The organism is Burkholderia sp. BCC1996 (genome assembly GCF_905339955.1).
Classification (GTDB): domain Bacteria; phylum Pseudomonadota; class Gammaproteobacteria; order Burkholderiales; family Burkholderiaceae; genus Burkholderia.
On sequence record NZ_CAJPHM010000008.1, the window covers coordinates 41,922 to 60,658 of the forward strand.

Consider the following 18,737-nt stretch of genomic DNA (forward strand, 5'->3'; position numbering starts at 1 on the left):
GAGCTTCGCATGACGGCATCCGCGCTGCAGATCGCGATCACGACCGGCGAACCCGCGGGTGTCGGCCCGGAGCTGACCGTGCAGGCATTGCAGGATGCCGCGCGGCGCTGGCCCGGCGCGCATTTCACCGTGCTAGGCGATGCCGCGCTGCTCGACGCCCGCGCGGCGGCCGTCGGTGCCGACCGGGCGGTGCTCGCCGGCGGCGAGCCGGTGTCGGTCGAGCATCATCCGCTCGCCGTGCCCGCGCAGGCGGGCAAGCTCGACGCGGCCAACGGCCGCTACGTGCTCGGGCTGCTCGATGCCGCGATCGACGGCGCGGTGGCGGGCCGGTTCGACGCGATCGTCACCGCACCGCTGCAGAAGAGCACGATCAACGATGCCGGCGTGCCGTTTACCGGCCATACCGAATACCTTGCGGAACGCACGCACACGCCGCGCGTCGTGATGATGCTGGCAGGCACGGGCGAGCGGCCGCTGCGCGTCGCGCTCGCGACCACGCACCTGCCGCTGAAAGACGTGTCGGCCGCGCTGACGATCGACGGGCTCGTCGAGACGCTGGCGATCGTCGATCGCGACCTGCGGCGCGACTTCGGTCTCGCGGCGCCGCGCATCCTCGTGACGGGGCTGAACCCGCACGCGGGCGAGAACGGCTATCTCGGGCGCGAGGAGATCGACGTGATCTCGCCGGCGCTCGCACGCGCGCAAGCGCAGGGCATCGACGCGCGCGGCCCGTATCCGGCCGACACGCTGTTCCAGCCGCGCCATCTCGAGGGCGCCGATTGCGTGCTCGCGATGTTCCACGATCAGGGCTTGCCCGTGCTGAAGTATGCGACCTTCGGCGAGGGCATCAACGTCACGCTCGGGCTGCCGATCATCCGCACGTCGGTCGATCACGGCACGGCGCTGGATCTGGCCGGCACGGGCCGCGCGGATCCGGGCAGCATGGTCGCCGCGCTCGACACGGCCGTCACGATGGCGCGCCATCGCCGCGCGTCCTGACACGCACGAGCCTGACCTCATTCGTCGTATTTTTCGTTTTTCTCAGTCGATGTCGAACAGCAGACAGCACCAAGGCCACTTCGCGCGCAAGCGCTTCGGGCAGAACTTCCTCGTCGATCACGGCGTGATCGACTCGATCGTCGCGACGATCGGCCCCGCGCGCGGCCAGCGGATGGTCGAGATCGGCCCCGGCCTCGGCGCGCTGACCGAGCCGCTGATCGCGCGTCTCGCGACGCCCGAGTCGCCGCTGCATGCGGTCGAGCTCGACCGCGACCTGATCGGGCGCCTGCAGCAGCGCTTCGGCGCGCTGCTGGAGCTGCACGCGGGCGACGCGCTCGCGTTCGACTTCCGCTCGCTCGCGGCACCCGGCGACAAGCCGTCGCTGCGGATCGTCGGCAACCTGCCGTACAACATTTCCAGCCCGCTGCTGTTTCACCTGATGACGTTCGCCGACGCGGTCATCGACCAGCATTTCATGCTGCAGAACGAAGTGGTCGAACGGATGGTCGCGGAGCCCGGCACGAAGGCGTTCTCGCGACTGTCGGTGATGCTGCAGTACCGCTATGTGATGGAGAAGATGCTCGACGTGCCGCCGGAATCGTTCCAGCCGCCGCCGAAGGTCGATTCGGCGATCGTCCGGATGATTCCGTACGAGCCGCACGAACTGCCGGACGTCGATCCCGCGCTGCTCGGCGAAGTCGTCACCGCCGCGTTCTCGCAGCGCCGCAAGATGCTGCGCAATACGCTCGGCGACTACCGCGAGACGATCGATTTCGACGGGCTCGGCTTCGATCTCGCGCGACGCGCGGAGGATGTCAGCGTGGCCGAATATGTCGGCGTCGCGCAGGCGCTTGCAGCGGTGCGCAAGGCCGCGGAGTAGCGGCATGCGGGCGTCGCACCTGGCGCCTGCCCGAACAAGATCGACGAGGCTGCCCTGAGCGGGCAGCTTTTTTTTCGCGCCGCTTTCGTCGCTGCCGGACCGCGTCCGCGTCGCGTTACGCGCGCCGGCGCGGCGGCGCGTTGACGAGCGCGATTCCCGTCAGCACCAGCGCGGCGGCGGACATGAAGCGCCAGCCGACCGATTCGCCGAGCAGCAGCACGCCGAACGCGACGCCGAACAGCGGCGACAGGAACGTGAACACCGACAGCCGCGACGCGCTGTAGCGCGTCAGCAGCCAGAACCACGACAGGTAGCTGACGAACGCGACGATCACCGACTGGTACGCGAGGCTCGCGAGCGCGATCGGCGTGACCCGCGCGAACGACGTCTGGCCGAGCAGCGCGGCGAGCGCGACCAGCACGACGGCCGACACCGCGAGCTGGTAGAACAGCGTCTTGCTCGCGCTGGCGCGCGCGAGCGACGTCGAGCGCACGACGACCGTCGTCGCGGCCCACATCGCGCCGCCGAGGATCCCGAGCGCGTCGCCGGCGAGCCCGGCCAGCACCGATGCGCCGGGCGCGCGCGGCGTCAGGAAGCCGTCCGCGAATGCGAGCGCGATGCCGGCGAACGCGAGGCCGACACCGGCCCACTGGGCGCGCTGCAGCCGTTCGCCCGGCGCGAACAGGTGCAGGCCGAGCGCCGTGAAGCACGGTGCGGTGTACAGGAAGATTGCCATGTGCGATGCGCTCGTCAGCGTGAGCCCGAAGAACACGCAGATGAACTCGCCGGCGAACAGCGCACCGGCCGCGATGCCCGCGCCGAGCGTGCCGTCCGCGCGGAACAGCGGCGTGCCGCGCGAGCGTGCCCAGCCCCACAGCAGCAGCGCGGCGATCACCGAGCGCAGCCCGGCCTGGAACATCGGCGGGATCGCCGCGTTGGTGCTCTTGATCGCGACCTGCTGGAAGCCCCAGATCGCGCACAGCAGCAGCATCACGCCGACGGCGCGCGTGTCGAGCGCGCGTCGCACCGGCGTGCCGGCGAGCGCGGTCATCGGCGCACCTCGCCGATGCGGCGGGAAGCGGGCTGGGGCATGGGCAGAGACTTGGGCAAAGACATGGTCAGCGGCGGACGGACGGCGCGTCCGGCGCGCTCGAATCGGCGATTTCTCACGGCAGGCTGTGTGGCTGGAATGAGGCGGTGGTCGCGTTCTGGCTGCGGGCGGCATGCCCGTTTTTGGTGCGAAGTGGGAGGATGTTACCCGATCGATGGACTTGCCGGGGGCCGTCGGGCGCGGTGATTTCCACCGCCGCACGGGCTTCGCGCTCGCCGTGCAGATGCCTGGTATCGGCCGGCGGCGCACGGGGCGCCGGCGGCGGGATTTACCTGACTCCGGTAGAATTTCCGCTTCTGGAAAGTCCCCACAGGAGTACAACACATGCGTTTGCTGCATACGATGCTGCGAGTCGGCGATCTCGACCGCTCGATCAAGTTCTACACCGAATTGCTCGGCATGAAGCTGCTGCGTCGCGAGGATTATCCGGAAGGCAAGTTCACGCTCGCGTTCGTCGGCTACGAAGCGGAAAGCGCGGGCACCGTGCTCGAGCTGACCCACAACTGGGATACGCCGTCCTACGATCTCGGCAACGGCTTCGGCCATCTGGCGGTGGAAGTCGACGACGCGTACGCGGCCTGCGACAAGATCAAGGCGCAAGGCGGCAAGGTGACCCGCGAAGCCGGCCCGATGAAGCACGGCACGACCGTGATCGCGTTCGTCGAGGATCCGGACGGCTACAAGATCGAGTTCATTCAGAAGAAGGCGCACTGAGCGCCGGGCGCGCGGCGCACGACGTGCGTCGCGGGCAGGAAAAACGGGCGATGTGGTGGAATCCGCATCGCCCGTTTGTATTTTGGTGCGGCCGATCGCGTCAAAGCGCCGGCAGCAGTTCGGGCGGGTGATGCTTGAGCGTGTGCCGCGCTTCGCGGAATTCCGGGAAGATCGATTCGACGGTCTGCCAGAAGGCCGGGCTGTGGTTCATCTCGCGCAGGTGCGACAGCTCGTGCGCGACGACGTAGTCGACGATCGACATCGGGAAGTGGATCAGCCGCCAGTTCAGCCGGATCTTGCCGTCGCTCGAGCAGCTGCCCCAGCGCGTCGCCGCCGACGACAGCGCATACATCGAATACGTGACGCCGAGCCGTTCCGCGTAGACCGCCAGGCGTTCGCCGAAGATCCGCTTCGCTTCGCCCTGCAGCCAGCCCTGCACGCGATCCTTGATCTGCTGCATGTCGGCCTGCGCGGGCAGCGGCAGCGACAGCCGTTGCGCATCGGCGTCGAATGCGACGGCGCCCGCGCCGAGCGCGACCGTGATCGTCTTGCCGAGATAAGGGAGTTGCGCGCCGTCGCGCCAGTCGATCTGCGGCAGCGCGCGCTGCTCGGTGCGGGTCTTCCACTCCGCGAGCTTCGCGAAGATCCAGCGCTGCTTCTCGGCGATCGCCGCTTCGATGTCGGCGAGCGTGACCCAGCGCGGCGCGGTGATCGACAGCCCGCTGCCGTCGATCGTGAAGCCGATCGTGCGGCGCGCGGAGCGCTTCAACCGATATTCGAGCACGCGGCTGTCGAGTGCGAACGTGCGGACGCGGGAGCGATCGGGTGCGGGACCCGGATCGAGCGGCACCGCGGGAGCCACAGCCGCTTCAGGCGGCGACGGCAGCGCGGCGGGCGCCGACGGTGGCGGCGATGCTGCCGGCCCGTCGAAGAGCGGCAGGTCCATCTGGCGATGATCGAGTGCCACGATGGCAGGCCGTGGCCGCGGACGCTTTTTCATCAGTTCGCTTCGTTTCGTCGTACGCAACGGCTGCAATCCGGGTGATTCAGACGCGTGCGGCATCGCGCGTGCCGGCATTGCCCGGCTGGCGATACGCATCGGGATCGATGCGGCGCATTTCCGCTTCGATCCATGCTTCGACCTGCGAGTTCAATACGTCGGGCGTCTTGCCTTCGACCGGAATCGGCTTGCCGATCGACACGGTGACGACGCCCGGGAACTTCGTGAACGAATTGCGCGGCCACACCCGACCTGCATTGTGCGCGATCGGCACGACCGGCGCGCCGGTTTCGATCGCGAAGCGCGCGCCGCCCGTCTTGTACTTGCCCTGCTTGCCGACCGGCGTGCGCGTGCCTTCCGGGAACATGATCATCCACGCGCCTTCCGACAGGCGCTTCTTGCCCTGGCGGATCACCGACACGAAGGCATTCTTGCCTTCCTTGCGGTTGATGTTGACCATGTGCAGCAGCCCGAGCGCCCAGCCGAAGAACGGCACGTACAGCAGCTCGCGCTTGAACACGTAGCAGAGCGGCTTCGGCATCAGCGCCGGAAACGCGAGCGTCTCCCACGCGGACTGGTGCTTCGACAGCAGCACGGCCGGGCCGTCGGGCAGGTTCTCGTAGCCTTCGATCCGGTAGCGGATGCCGTTCAGCCAGCGCACGACCCACAGCGTCGACTTGCACCAGCCGGCCGCCATCCAGTAGCGGGCGTCGGGGCGCATGAACGGAAAGGCGATGAAGCACGCGGTGGCGTACGGCACCGTGTACAGGATGAAATAGATCAGCAGCAGCAGGGAGCGGACGAAGCGCATCGGCGTGGGTCTGACAGTAGGGAGGATGCGCGCGGCGGCCGCATCACTCGTGTTCGTGTGAAAGGAAGTCGAGTGCGAACGCGCGCAGGTCGTCATGGACCTGCGTGCCGTCCGGCAGGTTGCCCGCGGCGAGCGTCTTCTTGCCCTTGCCGGTCAGCACGAGGTGCGGCCGGAAGCCGACCGCGACGCCGGCCTGCAGGTCGCGCAGCGAATCGCCGACGGCCGGCGTGTGACCGGGATCGATCTCGAAGCGCTCGGCGATCATCTGCATCATGCCGGGTTTCGGCTTGCGGCAGTCGCAGTGGTCTTCCGACGTATGCGGGCAGAAGAACACCGCGTCGATGCGCGCGCCGACCGCGGCCGCCGCGCGATGCATCTTCAGATGCATCGCGTTGAGCGTGGCCATGTCGAACAGCCCGCGACCGATGCCGGACTGGTTGGTCGCGACGACCACGCGATAGCCGGCGTGGTTGAGTCGTGCGATCGCCTCGAGGCTGCCGGGCAGCGCGATCCACTCGTCGGGCGTCTTGATGAACGCGTCCGAATCGACGTTGATCACGCCGTCCCGGTCGAGGACGACGAGCTTGCGGTTGGGGCTGGTCGGCATCGTTCGGCCTTTACGCGGCGAGCTTCGAGATGTCGGCGACGCAGTTCATCTGCTGATGCAGCGCCGACAGCAGCGCGAGACGGTTCGCGCGCAGCGCGGGATCCTCGGCGTTGACCATCACGTCGTTGAAGAACGTGTCGACCGGCGCGCGCAGCGCGGCGAGCGCCGACAGCGCGCCCGTGTACGCACGCGCCTCGAGCTGCGACTGTACGTGCGGCGTCACGGCCGCGAGCTGCTCGTGCAGCGCCTTCTCGGCGGCCTCGACGAGCAGCGTCGGCTGCACCGTGCCGTTCGCGCCGCCTTCCGACTTCTTCAGGATGTTCGAGATCCGCTTGTTCGCCGCCGCGAGCGCTTCGGCTTCCGCGAGGCGCGTGAATTCGCGCACCGCGTCGAGGCGCGCGACGAGATCGTCGACACGCGTCGGGTTCAGGCTCAGCACCGCGTCGACTTCGCCGGCCGAGTAGCCGCGCTCGCGCAACAGGCCGCGCAGGCGGTCGATGAAGAACGCGAAGATCGCGTCGGTCGATTCGGCGACGCCCGGCACGCCTTCGAAGCGCGCATGGGCCGTGCGCAGCAGCGACACGAGATCGAGCGGCAGCTGTTTCTCGAGCAGCAGGCGCAGCACGCCGAGCGCGTGACGGCGCAGTGCGAACGGATCCTTCTCGCCGGTCGGCGCGAGGCCGATGCCCCAGATGCCGACGATCGTCTCGAGCTTGTCGGCCAGCGCGACGGCGGTGGACACCGGCGTGGTCGGCAGCGCGTCGCCGGAGAAGCGCGGCTGGTAATGCTCGGCGCAGGCGAGCGCGACGTCGTCGGGCTCACCGTCGTGGCGCGCGTAGTACGTGCCCATCGTGCCCTGCAGTTCCGGGAACTCGCCGACCATGTCGGTCAGCAGGTCGGCCTTCGCGAGGCGCGCGGCGCGCTTCGCGTGCGCGGCGTCGGCACCGATCGCGGGCGCGATCTCGCCGGCGAGCGCCTCGAGGCGCTCGACGCGTGCGAGCGCCGAGCCGAGCTTGTTGTGATAGACGACGTTCGCGAGCAGCGGCACGCGCTCGGCCAGCGGCTTCTTCTTGTCCTGTTCGAAGAAGAACTTCGCGTCGGCGAGGCGCGGGCGCACGACGCGCTCGTTGCCTTCGATGATCTCGCCCGGCGTCTTCGTCTCGATGTTCGACACAATCAGGAAGCGCGAGCGCAGCTTGCCGGCGACGTCGGTGAGCGCGAAGTACTTCTGGTTCGTCTGCATCGTGAGGATCAGGCATTCCTGCGGAACCTGCAGGAATTCGTCCTCGAAGCGGCACGGATAGACGACCGGCCATTCGACCAGCGACGTCACTTCGTCGAGCAGCGACTCGGGCATCACGACCGTGTCGCCGTTCGCGTGTTCGTTCAGCTGCGTGCGGATCGTTTCGCGGCGATCGGCGAAGTGCGCGATCACGCGGCCCTTGTCGCGCAGCGTGTCGGCATACGCGCGCGCATGCTGGATCGCGACGAGGCCGTCGGACAGGAAGCGGTGGCCGAGCGTGGTGTCGCCGGCATCGACGCCGAACGCGGTGACGGGCACGATGCGGTCGTCGTGCAGCACGGTCAGGCGGTGCACCGGACGCACGAACTTCACGTCGGAGCCGTCCGGGCGCTGGTAGGTCATGACCTTCGGGATCGGCAGCTTCTCGAGCGTTTCGTCGAGCGCGGCCTGCAGCCCGTCGGCGAGTGTCGCGCCGGCCGCCGAGTAGTTGACGAAGAACGCTTCGGCCTTGCCGTCCTGCGCGCGCTCGAGATCGGCGATCGACAGGTTCGGATGGCCGAGCGCCGCGAGCTTCTTCGCGAGCGGGGCGGTCGGCCGGCCTTCGGCGTCGAGCGCGACGGACACCGGCAGGACCTTTTCGCGGACCTGCTTTTCAGGCGCGACGGCGCGCACGTTCTGCACGACGACCGCGAGGCGGCGCGGCGTGGCGTAGCGTTCGAATACGAGTTCGCCTTCGATGAGATCGCGCGCCGCGAGGCGTTGCGCGAGGCCTTCGGCGAATGCGTCGCCGAGGCGCGCGAGGGCCTTCGGCGGCAGCTCTTCGGTCAGCAGTTCGACGAGCAGGGGGGCGGGATGATTGTGCGTCATGTGTGGATTGAATCTCGTCTCGTCAGTCCTGATCGATCTTGCGTTCGACCTTGAGCGGCGGCGCCCATGCCGGCTGGGCGGCGTCCTGGGCGTCGGTGGTGAGGCCCGGCACGCCCGGCGGGTTGCCGAGCATCGGGAAGCCGAGCTTCTCGCGCGAGTCGTAGTAAGCCTGCGCGACGAGACGCGACAGCGCGCGGATGCGGCCGATGTACGCCGCGCGTTCCGTGACCGAGATCGCGCCGCGCGCGTCGAGCAGGTTGAACGTGTGGCCGGCCTTCAGCACGAGCTCGTACGCGGGCAGCGCGAGCTGCGCGTCGATCATCTTCTTCGCTTCCGCTTCGTAGCTGTTGAAGAACGTGAACAGCAGGTCGACGTTCGCGTGCTCGAAGTTGTAGGTCGACTGCTCGACCTCGTTCTGGTGGTAGACGTCGCCGTACGACAGGCGGCGCAGCTCGGGGCCGTTCGGGCCTTGCTCTTCCCATTCGGTCCACACGAGGTCGTACACGTTCTCGACCTTCTGCAGGTACATCGCGAGGCGCTCGAGGCCGTACGTGATCTCGCCGAGCACGGGCTTGCAGTCGAGGCCGCCGACCTGCTGGAAATACGTGAACTGCGTGACTTCCATGCCGTTCAGCCACACTTCCCAGCCGAGGCCCCACGCGCCGAGCGTCGGGTTCTCCCAGTCGTCTTCCACGAAGCGCACGTCGTTCTGCTTCAGGTCGAAGCCGAGCGCTTCCAGCGAACCGAGATACAGGTCGAGGATGTTTTCCGGCGCCGGCTTGAGCACGACCTGGTACTGGTAGTAATGCTGCAGGCGGTTCGGGTTCTCGCCGTAGCGGCCGTCCTTCGGGCGGCGCGACGGCTGCACGTAGGCGGCGCGCCACGGCTCGGGGCCGACCGCGCGCAGGAACGTGTGGACGTGCGACGTGCCCGCGCCGACTTCCATGTCGATGGGCTGGAGCAGGGCGCAACCCTGCTTGTCCCAGTAGGACTGCAGCGTCAGGATGATTTGCTGAAACGTAAGCATGAAGAGCCTTCGTGGCGCTGGCGCTCCGTTGCGGGCGGCGCTCCGGGCGGGGCCCGGAGGGTCGGCTCGCGCGGCGGCGCGGCTTGTTAGTGTGCTGAAACGTGCAATTTTACCGGATCGGCGGCCGGATGCGGCCGGAACGCGGACGAAGGGGGCGTCGGCGGTGTTTCGGGCGAGCCGTGCGCGGCCTGTGCGCGGGTCGTCGATGCGCGTGGTGCGCTCGCGCGCGGTGTCGCGATGCGCTGCTCGCTCCGCCTGCCGCGCCGCTTTGCGCGGGCGTTAAGATGCGCGTATTGCGGCGCGCGCGACGCCTGCCGCGCGACCGATTGCCCACTCCGGACCGCATGGACGATTCGAACGACCTCCTCATTCCGCTGATGCCGCCGCTGCTTGCGCTGCTCGGGCAGGCCGCCGACGCGCACGCGCGCGGCGAGCGCGACTCGCATGCGCTCTGGCTCGCCGCCGCCGGCCATCTGCACGCCGTCGACATGGCCGCGCTCGCGCAGCTTACCGCGGTGCTCGTCGCACGGCAGCGTGGCGCCGACGCGCTCGCGCTGGCCGAATGCGCGCTGCGCGTGCATCCGGGCGCCGGCGCGAGTTTCAATCATGGCTATGCGCTGCAGATGCTCGGGCGTCACGCCGACGCCGTCGCGTCGTACCGCGCCGCCTATGCGCTCGATCCGGGCTGGCCGTCGCTGCGCAACAACCTGGCGATCGCGCTGCGGCTGTCGGGCGGCGACCGCAACGAAGAAATCGCGCTGCTCGACGCGGCCGTGGCGGCCGACCCGCACGACGTGCAGGTGTGGACCAACCTGGTCGTCGCGCGGCTCGCGACGCAGGACCTCGACGGCGCGCTCGCGTGCGCGGCGCGGCTCGCGGAGATCGCGCCCGACAATGCGCTCGCGCAGAACAACATCGCGATGGCGATGAAGGAGGCGCAGCGCTGGGACGACGCCGAGCGTCATGCGGCGCGCGCGTGCGAGCTCGCGCCCGACGATGCGTCGTTCCGTTTCAACCTCGCGATCATCCAGCTCGTGCGCGGCAACTACGCGGCCGGCTGGCGCGGCCACGAGGCGCGCTGGGACGGCGCCGGCGAGCTGCGCGGCCGCCGGCCGGTGCTGCCCGGCCCGCGCTGGCAGGGCGAGCCGCTCGCGGGCAAGACGCTGCTCGTCTGGGGCGAGCAGGGGCTCGGCGACGTGCTGCAGTTCGCGCGCTTCGTCGCGCCGCTCGCCGAGCGCGTGCACCGCGAGGGCGGCCGGCTCGCGTGGAACACGTTTCCGCAGGTGGGCACGCTGATGCGGCGCAGCCTCGGCGCACACGCGGATGCGTTCAGCGCGGGCGGCGGCGTCGACGCGCTGCCGGCATTCGACTACGAAGTGCCGCTGATCGGCCTGCCGTTGATGCTCGGGATGGAGACGTCGACGCTCGGCGCGGCGGTGCCGTACCTGCATGCCGATCCGCGTGCGCGCGACGCATGGCGAGCGCGGCTCGCGGGCGATGGCCGGCTGAAGGTCGGGCTCGTATGGACGGGCAGCGCGGGGCACCAGCGCAATCCGTTGCGGCGCGTCGGGCTCGAGCGTTATGCCGATGCGTTGCGCGGTGTCGACGGCGTCGCGTTTTACTCGCTGCAGCCGGGCGCGGACGCGGATGTCGCCGCGGCGCGCGCGGCCGGTTTCGCGATCGAGGACTTCACCGGCGAACTCGAGAGTTTCGACGATACGGCCGCGTTCATCGGCGCGCTGGATCTGGTGATCACGGTCTGCACGTCGGTCGCGCACCTGTCGGGCGCGCTCGGCGCACGCACCTGGGTGCTGCTCGACGTGAATCCGCACTGGCCATGGCTGCTCGAGCGCACCGACAGCCCGTGGTATCCGACCGCGACGCTGTACCGGCAGCCGACGTTCGGCGCATGGGCGCCGGTGCTGGAAGCGCTCGGGCGGGATCTGCGCGGGCTGGCCGCGGCCGCGCAGCGGCCGGCCTGAACGGCTGGCCGGCGCGCCGTCGCGCGTCGTTGCTTCCTGCATGCGGCTTGCCGGGGTGTCGTGCGGACTCGGCCTCGTGCGCCGAACGTCGGCGGGCAGGGCGGTCCGCATGCCGCATCGACGGCGGCGGCTGCGCCGCGCCGCGCGCGCCGGCCGCCCGATGCGTCAGGCGTGCCGGTCTCCGCCGGCCTTCGCGCCGTTGCGGCGGCGCAGGCCCGGCCCGAACGTGAAGCCGAACGCGAGCAGCACCAGCGACACCGCGAGCACGATGTTGTTGCCGCTCGTCACGTACGGCGTGAAGCCGCTCGTGCCTTCGATCCGCACATCGAGCGAGCCGATCGTAAACGGCTTGAGCTGGCCGAGCACGCGGCCGCGCGCATCGATCGCGGCGGTCATCCCGGTATTGGTCGAGCGCAGCATCGGCCGGCCCGTTTCGAGCGCGCGCATCCGCGCGATCTGCAGGTGCTGGTCGAGCGCGATCGTGTCGCCGAACCACGCGAGGTTCGTCACGTTGACGAGCACGCCGGGCGGCTGCGGATTGTCGCGGATCGTCGCGGCGATTTCCTCGCCGAACAAGTCCTCGTAGCAGATGTCGGCCATCACCGGCTGGTTGTGCACGAGGAACGGCTTCTGCACTGGCGCGCCGCGCGCGAAGTCGCCGAGCGGCATCTTCATCAGGTCGACGAACCACCGGAAGCCCCACGGGATGAACTCGCCGAAGGGCACGAGATGGTGCTTGTCGTAGTGATAGATGTCGCGCGAGTGCGGCGTTACGCCGTACAGGCTGTTCGTGTAGTCGACGTAGTGGCCGTCCGGCGTGACCGATGCGCCGACCGCGCCGAACAGCACGGCCGAGCCGGTCGTGTCGCTGAACTTGCGGATCGCGACGGCGAACGGTTCGGGCAGCTCCTGGATCATCACCGCGATCGCGGTCTCCGGCGTGACGATCAGGTCGGCCGGTTTCTCGACGATCATCTGCGTGTACATCTTGATCGCCGCGTCGATGCCTTCCTGCTCGAACTTGATGTCCTGCTTCACGTTGCCCTGGAGCAGCCGCACCGTGAGCGGCGCGTTCGCGGGCACGGTCCACGCGGCCTGCGACAGCGCGATGCCGGCCGCGACGAGCGCGACGGCGATGCCGGTCGGCGCGGCGATGCGCACGCGCGCGTTGCCGGCGGCGCCGCGTTCGGATGCGGGCGCCCGGCGCGCGGCGACGAGCGCCTGCACGACCAGCGCGGCGAACAGCGCGAGCACCCAGGCGATGCCGTACACGCCGACGACCGGCGCGAAGCCTGCGAACGGTCCGTCGACCTGCGGATAGCCGCTCGCGAGCCACGGGAAGCCGGTGAATACGGTGCCGCGCAGCCATTCGCCGAGCGCCCAGGCGCTCGCGAACGCGAACGCGCCGTGCCAGGTCGGCGAGAACGGCCGCGGATCGGGTTCGCGGCGATGCCATGCATGGCCCGCGCAAAACGACCAGAGCCCCGCCGAGAACGCCGGGTACAGCGACAGGTAGAGCGAGAACAGCACCAGCGCGCCGCCCGCGAGCGGTGCGGCCATCTCGCCGTACACGTGCATGCTGATGTAGAGCCACCAGATGCCGCTGATGAAGTTGCCGAAGCCGAACGCGCCGCCGGTGAGCGCGGCGCCGCGCCAGCTCGACGTGCGCGTCAGCTGCGCGAAAAACCAGACGAATACGACGAGCTGCAGCCAGCCGCCGTGCGGGGTCGGTGCGAAGCTGAGCGTATTGGCCGCGCCGGCGAGCAGCGCGGCCGGATAGTGCCAGCGCGGCAGCGTGCGGCCGGGCGCCGGCGCGAGAAGACCGCCAGCCGGGCGGGACGGGATCGGATCGTCCATGTGAAGCGAAAGAGGGCGAGCGGTTGAAGGAGACGCGGCCGGCGCGAGACGGTCAGTCTTCGTGCGAGGTTTCGGCGCGGCGGCTCGCGAGGGGGTTGCGGCGCACCAGCAGCACGTGGACCTGGCGCGCATCGCCGCGCTGGATCTCGAACACGAGGTTGCCGAGCTGCAGCTTCTCGCCGCGGTGCGGCACGCGGCCGAAATGATGGGTGATCAGCCCGCCGATCGTGTCGACCTCGTCGTCGGGGAAGTCGGTGCCGAACGCCTCGTTGAACTGTTCGATCTCGGTGAGCGCGCGCACGCGGAAGCGGCCGTCCGGCCCCGAGATGATGTTGCCGGCTTCCTCGTCGAAGTCGTATTCGTCCTCGATGTCGCCGACGATCTGTTCGAGCACGTCCTCGATCGTGATCAGGCCCGCGACGCCGCCGTATTCGTCGACGACGATCGCGAGGTGGTTGCGGTTCACGCGGAAGTCGTGCAGCAGCACGTTCAGGCGCTTCGATTCGGGAATGAACACGGCGGGGCGCAGCATCCCGCGCACGTCGAATTCCTCTTCGGCGTAGAAGCGCAGCAGGTCCTTCGCGAGCAGCACGCCGATCACGTTGTCGCGGTTCTCCTCGTACACGGGGTAGCGCGAGTGCGCCTTCTCGAGGACGAACGGGATGAAGTCTTCAGGCTTGTCGGCGATGTTGATCGCGTCCATCTGCGCGCGCGGCACCATGATGTCGCGGGCGCACAGGTCGGACACCTGGAACACGCCTTCGATCATCGACAGCGAATCGGCGTCGATCAGGTTGCGTTCGTGGGCGTCCTGGAGGATTTCCAGCAGCTCGGACCGGGATTCCGGCTCGGGCGAGATGAAGTCGGTCAGGCGCTCGAGCAGCGAGCGCTTTTCTTGCGGTTTGTCGGTGAGCTTACGACTGGGATACGAATCGTTCATGGTGGTGCGCCCGGGTCATGCCGGGGCGCGCGGTCACGGAGTAGGCAAGGATACACCAAGGGCATGGCGCGGCCGTGTCACACCGGCCGTCCGGCCAGGGGCAGGCGGCGCACGCGAGCCCCGCTCGGGAACGGCCGCGCCGGGCGCGACGCCGTCCTGTGTATCCATCCTATCTCAGAAAGGGGCGGCGGGGCACGGCGGCAAAAAAAGCGGAGGCGACCGGCCGGCCGGTCGGCGTCGGCGGCATTTTGTCGCGTGCAGGGCGGGCCGGGCGGGCGCCCGGACCCTCAGAAGCGCATGCCGGCGGAACAGCCGCCGGCGGCCGCGCCGTTGGTCGCGGCGCCGCCGCAACCGAACATGCCGCAGCCGGACAGCGCGACGCTCGTGGCGACGAGCAGCGCGGCCAGCATGACGCGCGATCTGCGTGACGGGTTCATCGGCGCGGATTCTCCTTCGAATGCACGGGGGCGGCGGCCGGTGTCGCGCAAGCCGGCCGGTCGGGCATCACCGGCATCGCGCGAGCAGCCCTTCCAGCGCGCGGTCGGGGATGCCGCTCGCGCGCAGCGCGTCCACGGTGCGGCTCACGTAGTCGAGCGTCGTGCCGTAGCGGCCGGCCGCGCAGCTGAACACTTCCTTCACGACGGGGTCGGTCAGCTTGCCGGTGTAGGTGGGCACGTCGCGGCGCATCACGAATGCCAGCGCGTTCACGCGTTCGCCGGTCTCGAGCGTACACGGCAGCCACGCGGGTCGGTACGACCCCATCGGCATCTCGCGTTTCCACAACGTCTCGAGATGCGGCTGCGCAGTCGGGCCCGCGAGCCGGAACGCGATGCCCGAGCACGAGCCGCCGCGATCGAGCGCGAGCACGAGGCCCGGACGTTCGGGCGTGCCGCGGTTCACGCGCGACCACAGGTAGAGCCCGCGATGGTAGCCGTGCACCTTGCCGCGCACGGCGGCGACGGTCGGCAGCCCGGGGTTCCAGATCAGCGAGCCATAGCCGAACAGCCAGAGATCCTGCCGGCCGTCCCAGTCGCGCATCGTGTGCGCGAGCGACGCCGCGAGTTCGTCTTCCGTCAGCAGCCGTCCCTCGCCGATCGACGGCGGGTAGGCGGGCGGCAGCATCGCGGCGTGGTGCATGGTGCAGACGGCTTTTACTGGTACGGGTTCGGGAAGCCCAGCTTCGCGAGGATGTCGACTTCGAGCGCTTCCATTTCGGCGGCGTCCTCGTCGCTCGTCTCGTGATCGTAGCCCTGCGCGTGCAGCGCGCCGTGCACCAGCAGGTGCGCGTAATGGGCGATGAGCGGCTTGTCCTGTTCGTGCGCTTCCTTCTCGACGACCGGGCAGCACAGCACGAGGTCGCCGATCACGGTGCCGTCGGGCGCCGGGTCGTACGCGAAGGTCAGCACGTTGGTCGGGTAGTCCTTGTGGCGGTAGCCGGCGTTCAGCGTGCGGCCTTCTTCCTCGCCGACGAAGCGCACGGTGAGCTGCGCGTTCGCGAACAGCGCCGGCTCGAGCCATTCGGCGATCAGCTTGCGCTTCGGCAGCGTCTTGCGGATGTCGGCGGTGATCTCGTCACCGTACTGCACGGACAGGTCGAGCTCCAGCTCGCGCAGCTCGTCCGCCATTTCCGCGATTTCCTCGTCGCGCGGCGCGGGTTCGGCACCCACGTGCAGCGTCACGCTGTCGTAGTGCTCGGGCTGCAGCGCGAGCTTCGCGCGCATCGCCGGATCGTTGTGCTGCGCGACGATCGCGACGGCCGCCTCGCCCGAGCTGCCCGACAGGTCGAACATCAGGCTGCGGCCGTCCGGGAAGTCGATTCGAAGCCCTTGCGCGTTGACGGTCCGGGCCTTGCCCTTCGCATCGAACAGCGAAAGACGGGGGGAATCGGGCGCGGCGGACTGGTCGCGCCCGGACTTGCGAGAACGGGAAGATTTCATGACGGGTGCGGCGATTGGAACGCGTTGAGGATACACCAAACGGCCGATCGCTCCCGAATTCGAACCGGCCGCGCGCAGGCGAAAAAATGCCCGGCGCGCCGTCGGGCGGGCCGGGCTGGAGCCGTCGGCCGGTGCGGCGCGCGGGCGCCGCCGGCTTCCTACGCGTCCTTGTGCTGCGCGTGGAAGTCGTCGTACGCCTCGACGATGCGCGCGACGAGCGGATGGCGCACGACGTCGGCGCTCGTGAAGCGCGTGAGCGCGATGCCGCGCACGCCGCCGAGCACCTGCTGCGCCTCGACGAGGCCGCTCTTGTGCCCGCGCGGCAGGTCGACCTGGCTCGTGTCGCCGGTGACGACGGCCTTCGAGCCGAAACCGATCCGCGTGAGGAACATCTTCATCTGCTCGGGCGTCGTGTTCTGCGCCTCGTCGAGGATGATGAACGCGTGGTTCAGCGTGCGGCCGCGCATGTAGGCGAGCGGCGCGATCTCGATCATCTGGCGCTCGAACATCTTCGCGGTCTTGTCGAAGCCGAGCAGGTCGTACAGCGCGTCGTACAGCGGCCGCAGGTACGGGTCGACCTTCTGCGCGAGATCGCCCGGCAGGAAGCCGAGCCGCTCGCCGGCCTCGACGGCCGGGCGCGTCAGCACGATCCGCTTGACCTGGTCGCGCTCGAGTGCGTCGACCGCGCACGCGACCGCGAGGTAGGTCTTGCCGGTGCCGGCCGGCCCGATGCCGAACGTCACGTCGTGCTGCAGGATCTGCTTCAGGTATTCGCGCTGCGCGGGCGTGCGGCCGCGCAGGTCGGCGCGCCGCGTGTAGAGCTTCGGCGCGGGTTCTTCGTCCGGCATTTCATCGTCGAGCTGCACGACGGGCTCGTCGAACGGATGGTCGGGATCGCCGCGAAAGCGCACGTCGAGCGTGTCCTGGCGGCCGTTGCCGGACGTGTGGCGCACTTCGACCAGCGCGAGCTGGATATCGTCGACCGACAGCGGATCGCGCGCGCGGTTGTAGAAGTTCTCGAGCGCCGCGAGCGCGAGCTTCGCGCCGCGCCCGCGGATCGTGATCCGGTGGCCGCGCCGCGCGAGCGTGACGTCGAGCGCCTGTTCGATCTGCCGCAGGTTCTCGTCGAGCGGGCCGCAGAGGTTGGCGAGGCGCGCGTTGTCGTCGCGCGGCGCGGTGAATTCCAGTGCTTGGACGGTCTTCAAAGTAGCGTCGGGCTCCTGTGGAACGTCAGTCGGTCAGTGGGTGGCCGCGCTCGCGTCGTCGCTGACGAGCAGCAGCTCGCCGCGCAGCGAGTGCGGGTACGCATGGTTGATCTTCACGTCGATCATCTGGCCGATCAGGCGCGGGTGCGACGCGAGCGGCGCAGGGAAATTCACGACCCGGTTGTTCTCGGTGCGGCCCGACAGTTCGTTCGGATCCTTGCGCGACGGGCCCTCGACGAGGATCCGCTCGACCTTCCCGACCATCGACTGGCTGATGCGCGCGACGTTTTCCTCGATGGTCGCCTGCAGATGTTGCAGGCGTTTGAGCTTGACCTCGCGCGGCGTGTCGTCGTGCAGGTTCGCGGCCGGCGTGCCGGGGCGCGGGCTGTAGATGAACGAGAAGCTGGTGTCGTAGCTCATCTCGTGCACGAGCGCCATCATCTTGTCGAAATCCTCTTCGGTCTCGCCGGGGAAGCCGACGATCATGTCGGTCGACAGCGACAGGTCCGGGCGGATCGCGCGCAGCTTGCGGATCACCGACTTGTATTCGAGCACCGTGTAGCCGCGCTTCATCGCCATCAGGATGCGGTCGGAGCCGTGCTGGACCGGCAGGTGCAGGTGGCTCACGAGCTTCGGCACCTTCGCGTAGGTGTCGATCAGGCGCTGCGTGAATTCCTTCGGATGCGACGTCGTGTAGCGGATCCGTTCGATGCCGGGGATGTCGGCGACGTATTCGATCAGCGTCGCGAAATCGGCGATTTCGGACGAGCCGGCCGCCAGCGCGCCGCGGTAGGCGTTCACGTTCTGGCCGAGCAGCGTGACTTCGCGCACGCCCTGGTCGGCGAGGCCGGCCACTTCGGTCAGCACGTCGTCGAGCGGGCGCGACACTTCATCGCCGCGCGTGTACGGCACGACGCAGTAGCTGCAGTACTTCGAGCAGCCTTCCATGATCGACACGAACGCGCTCGGCCCCTCGACGCGCGCGGGCGGCAGGTGGTCGAACTTCTCGATTTCCGGGAACGAGATGTCGACCTGCGCGCGGCCGCTCTCGCGGCGCGCGTCGATCATCTGCGGCAGGCGGTGCAAGGTTTGCGGGCCGAACACGAGGTCGACGTACGGCGCGCGCGACACGATCGACGCGCCTTCCTGGCTGGCGACGCAGCCGCCGACGCCGATCAGCAGGCCCGGCTTCGCTTCCTTCAGCTCGCGCACGCGGCCGAGATCGGAGAACACCTTTTCCTGCGCCTTCTCACGCACCGAGCACGTGTTGAACAGGATGATGTCCGCGTCTTCCGGGGTATCGGTCTTTTCGAGGCCTTCGGCCGCATTGAGCACGTCCACCATCTTGTCCGAGTCGTACTCGTTCATCTGGCAGCCGAAGGTCTTTACGTAAACTTTCTTGGTCATGGGGATTCGCCGTTCGCAGTGGTTGACCTGGGGGCGTCGTCAAGGGTGAATCGGGACGGCTGCTGCGATGCAGCGGCGCGTGCCGGTGCCGCGTGGCGGACCGGGGCGCGCAGCGCGCGTCGGGCGAGCCTCTCGCGCAACGCGTGAACG

Annotated in this window: 17 protein-coding genes; 4 read left to right on the plus strand and 13 right to left on the minus strand. The window is 69.1% G+C overall.

The window, feature by feature from the left end; all coding sequences use genetic code 11:
- The first annotated feature begins 9 nt into the window (after positions 1-9).
- Both pdxA and rsmA read left to right on the plus strand, forming a co-directional pair.
- Positions 10-999 carry a 4-hydroxythreonine-4-phosphate dehydrogenase PdxA gene (gene pdxA / locus U4Z64_RS13700; RefSeq protein WP_321820244.1) on the plus strand — a complete coding sequence of 330 codons (990 nt, stop codon included), beginning with the start codon at positions 10-12 and terminating at the stop codon, positions 997-999.
- A 49-nt stretch (positions 1,000-1,048) separates the two neighbouring features.
- Complete coding sequence (rsmA, locus tag U4Z64_RS13705) at positions 1,049-1,879, plus strand: 16S rRNA (adenine(1518)-N(6)/adenine(1519)-N(6))-dimethyltransferase RsmA (protein WP_257773849.1); 831 nt, start codon at positions 1,049-1,051, stop codon at positions 1,877-1,879.
- 115 nt (positions 1,880-1,994) lie between these two features.
- Here the strand turns inward: rsmA and U4Z64_RS13710 are convergent, their stop codons facing one another.
- Complete coding sequence (locus U4Z64_RS13710) at positions 1,995-2,930, minus strand: DMT family transporter (RefSeq protein WP_321820245.1); 936 nt, start codon at positions 2,928-2,930, stop codon at positions 1,995-1,997.
- A 384-nt stretch (positions 2,931-3,314) separates the two neighbouring features.
- Between U4Z64_RS13710 and gloA the strand changes: the two genes are divergently transcribed.
- Positions 3,315-3,704 carry a lactoylglutathione lyase gene (gene gloA, locus U4Z64_RS13715; protein ID WP_044846812.1) on the plus strand — a complete coding sequence of 130 codons (390 nt, stop codon included), beginning with the start codon at positions 3,315-3,317 and terminating at the stop codon, positions 3,702-3,704.
- Positions 3,705-3,804: 100 nt separating this feature from the next.
- Here the strand turns inward: gloA and U4Z64_RS13720 are convergent, their stop codons facing one another.
- The 5 genes from U4Z64_RS13720 to glyQ are packed head-to-tail and all read right to left on the minus strand — an operon-like array spanning position 3,805 to position 9,259.
- Positions 3,805-4,704 carry a SprT family zinc-dependent metalloprotease gene (locus tag U4Z64_RS13720; RefSeq protein ID WP_321809330.1) on the minus strand — a complete coding sequence of 300 codons (900 nt, stop codon included), beginning with the start codon at positions 4,702-4,704 and terminating at the stop codon, positions 3,805-3,807.
- A 46-nt stretch (positions 4,705-4,750) separates the two neighbouring features.
- On the minus strand, positions 4,751-5,515 hold the full coding sequence (locus U4Z64_RS13725) for a lysophospholipid acyltransferase family protein (protein WP_044846811.1): 765 nt from the start codon (positions 5,513-5,515) through the stop codon (positions 4,751-4,753).
- 43 nt (positions 5,516-5,558) lie between these two features.
- On the minus strand, positions 5,559-6,122 hold the full coding sequence (gene gmhB / locus U4Z64_RS13730; protein WP_124488623.1) for a D-glycero-beta-D-manno-heptose 1,7-bisphosphate 7-phosphatase: 564 nt from the start codon (positions 6,120-6,122) through the stop codon (positions 5,559-5,561).
- 10 nt (positions 6,123-6,132) lie between these two features.
- The gene (glyS, locus tag U4Z64_RS13735; RefSeq protein ID WP_044846809.1) at positions 6,133-8,232 is read right to left on the minus strand and encodes a glycine--tRNA ligase subunit beta; all 2,100 of its coding nucleotides are present in this window, start codon (positions 8,230-8,232) and stop codon (positions 6,133-6,135) included.
- Between the two features lie 22 nt (positions 8,233-8,254).
- Entirely contained in the window at positions 8,255-9,259 is a 1,005-nt protein-coding gene (glyQ, locus tag U4Z64_RS13740; protein WP_080294533.1) for a glycine--tRNA ligase subunit alpha, read from the minus strand.
- A gap of 344 nt (positions 9,260-9,603) precedes the next feature.
- Here glyQ and U4Z64_RS13745 point away from each other — a divergent pair, with 344 nt between their 5' ends.
- Positions 9,604-11,241 carry a tetratricopeptide repeat protein gene (locus tag U4Z64_RS13745; protein WP_321820246.1) on the plus strand — a complete coding sequence of 546 codons (1,638 nt, stop codon included), beginning with the start codon at positions 9,604-9,606 and terminating at the stop codon, positions 11,239-11,241.
- Positions 11,242-11,406: 165 nt separating this feature from the next.
- Here U4Z64_RS13745 and lnt read toward each other — a convergent pair whose 3' ends face one another.
- From lnt to miaB, 7 genes are all read right to left on the minus strand, one after another.
- Positions 11,407-13,098 carry an apolipoprotein N-acyltransferase gene (gene lnt, locus U4Z64_RS13750; RefSeq protein ID WP_321820247.1) on the minus strand — a complete coding sequence of 564 codons (1,692 nt, stop codon included), beginning with the start codon at positions 13,096-13,098 and terminating at the stop codon, positions 11,407-11,409.
- 52 nt (positions 13,099-13,150) lie between these two features.
- Positions 13,151-14,038: an HlyC/CorC family transporter gene (locus tag U4Z64_RS13755; RefSeq protein ID WP_044846806.1), complete on the minus strand. Its 888-nt coding sequence runs from the start codon at positions 14,036-14,038 to the stop codon at positions 13,151-13,153.
- Between the two features lie 287 nt (positions 14,039-14,325).
- Positions 14,326-14,448, minus strand: coding sequence for a hypothetical protein (locus U4Z64_RS13760; RefSeq protein ID WP_321820344.1), 123 nt, complete (start codon positions 14,446-14,448; stop codon positions 14,326-14,328).
- 94 nt (positions 14,449-14,542) lie between these two features.
- On the minus strand, positions 14,543-15,175 hold the full coding sequence (locus U4Z64_RS13765) for a gamma-glutamylcyclotransferase (RefSeq protein ID WP_044846805.1): 633 nt from the start codon (positions 15,173-15,175) through the stop codon (positions 14,543-14,545).
- A 14-nt stretch (positions 15,176-15,189) separates the two neighbouring features.
- Positions 15,190-15,975 carry an rRNA maturation RNase YbeY gene (gene ybeY / locus U4Z64_RS13770; RefSeq protein ID WP_321820248.1) on the minus strand — a complete coding sequence of 262 codons (786 nt, stop codon included), beginning with the start codon at positions 15,973-15,975 and terminating at the stop codon, positions 15,190-15,192.
- Between the two features lie 158 nt (positions 15,976-16,133).
- On the minus strand, positions 16,134-17,180 hold the full coding sequence (locus U4Z64_RS13775) for a PhoH family protein (RefSeq protein WP_044846803.1): 1,047 nt from the start codon (positions 17,178-17,180) through the stop codon (positions 16,134-16,136).
- A 33-nt stretch (positions 17,181-17,213) separates the two neighbouring features.
- A complete protein-coding gene (gene miaB, locus U4Z64_RS13780) occupies positions 17,214-18,587 on the minus strand; it encodes a tRNA (N6-isopentenyl adenosine(37)-C2)-methylthiotransferase MiaB (protein ID WP_044846802.1) in 1,374 nt (457 codons plus the stop codon).
- Positions 18,588-18,737 lie beyond the last annotated feature (150 nt).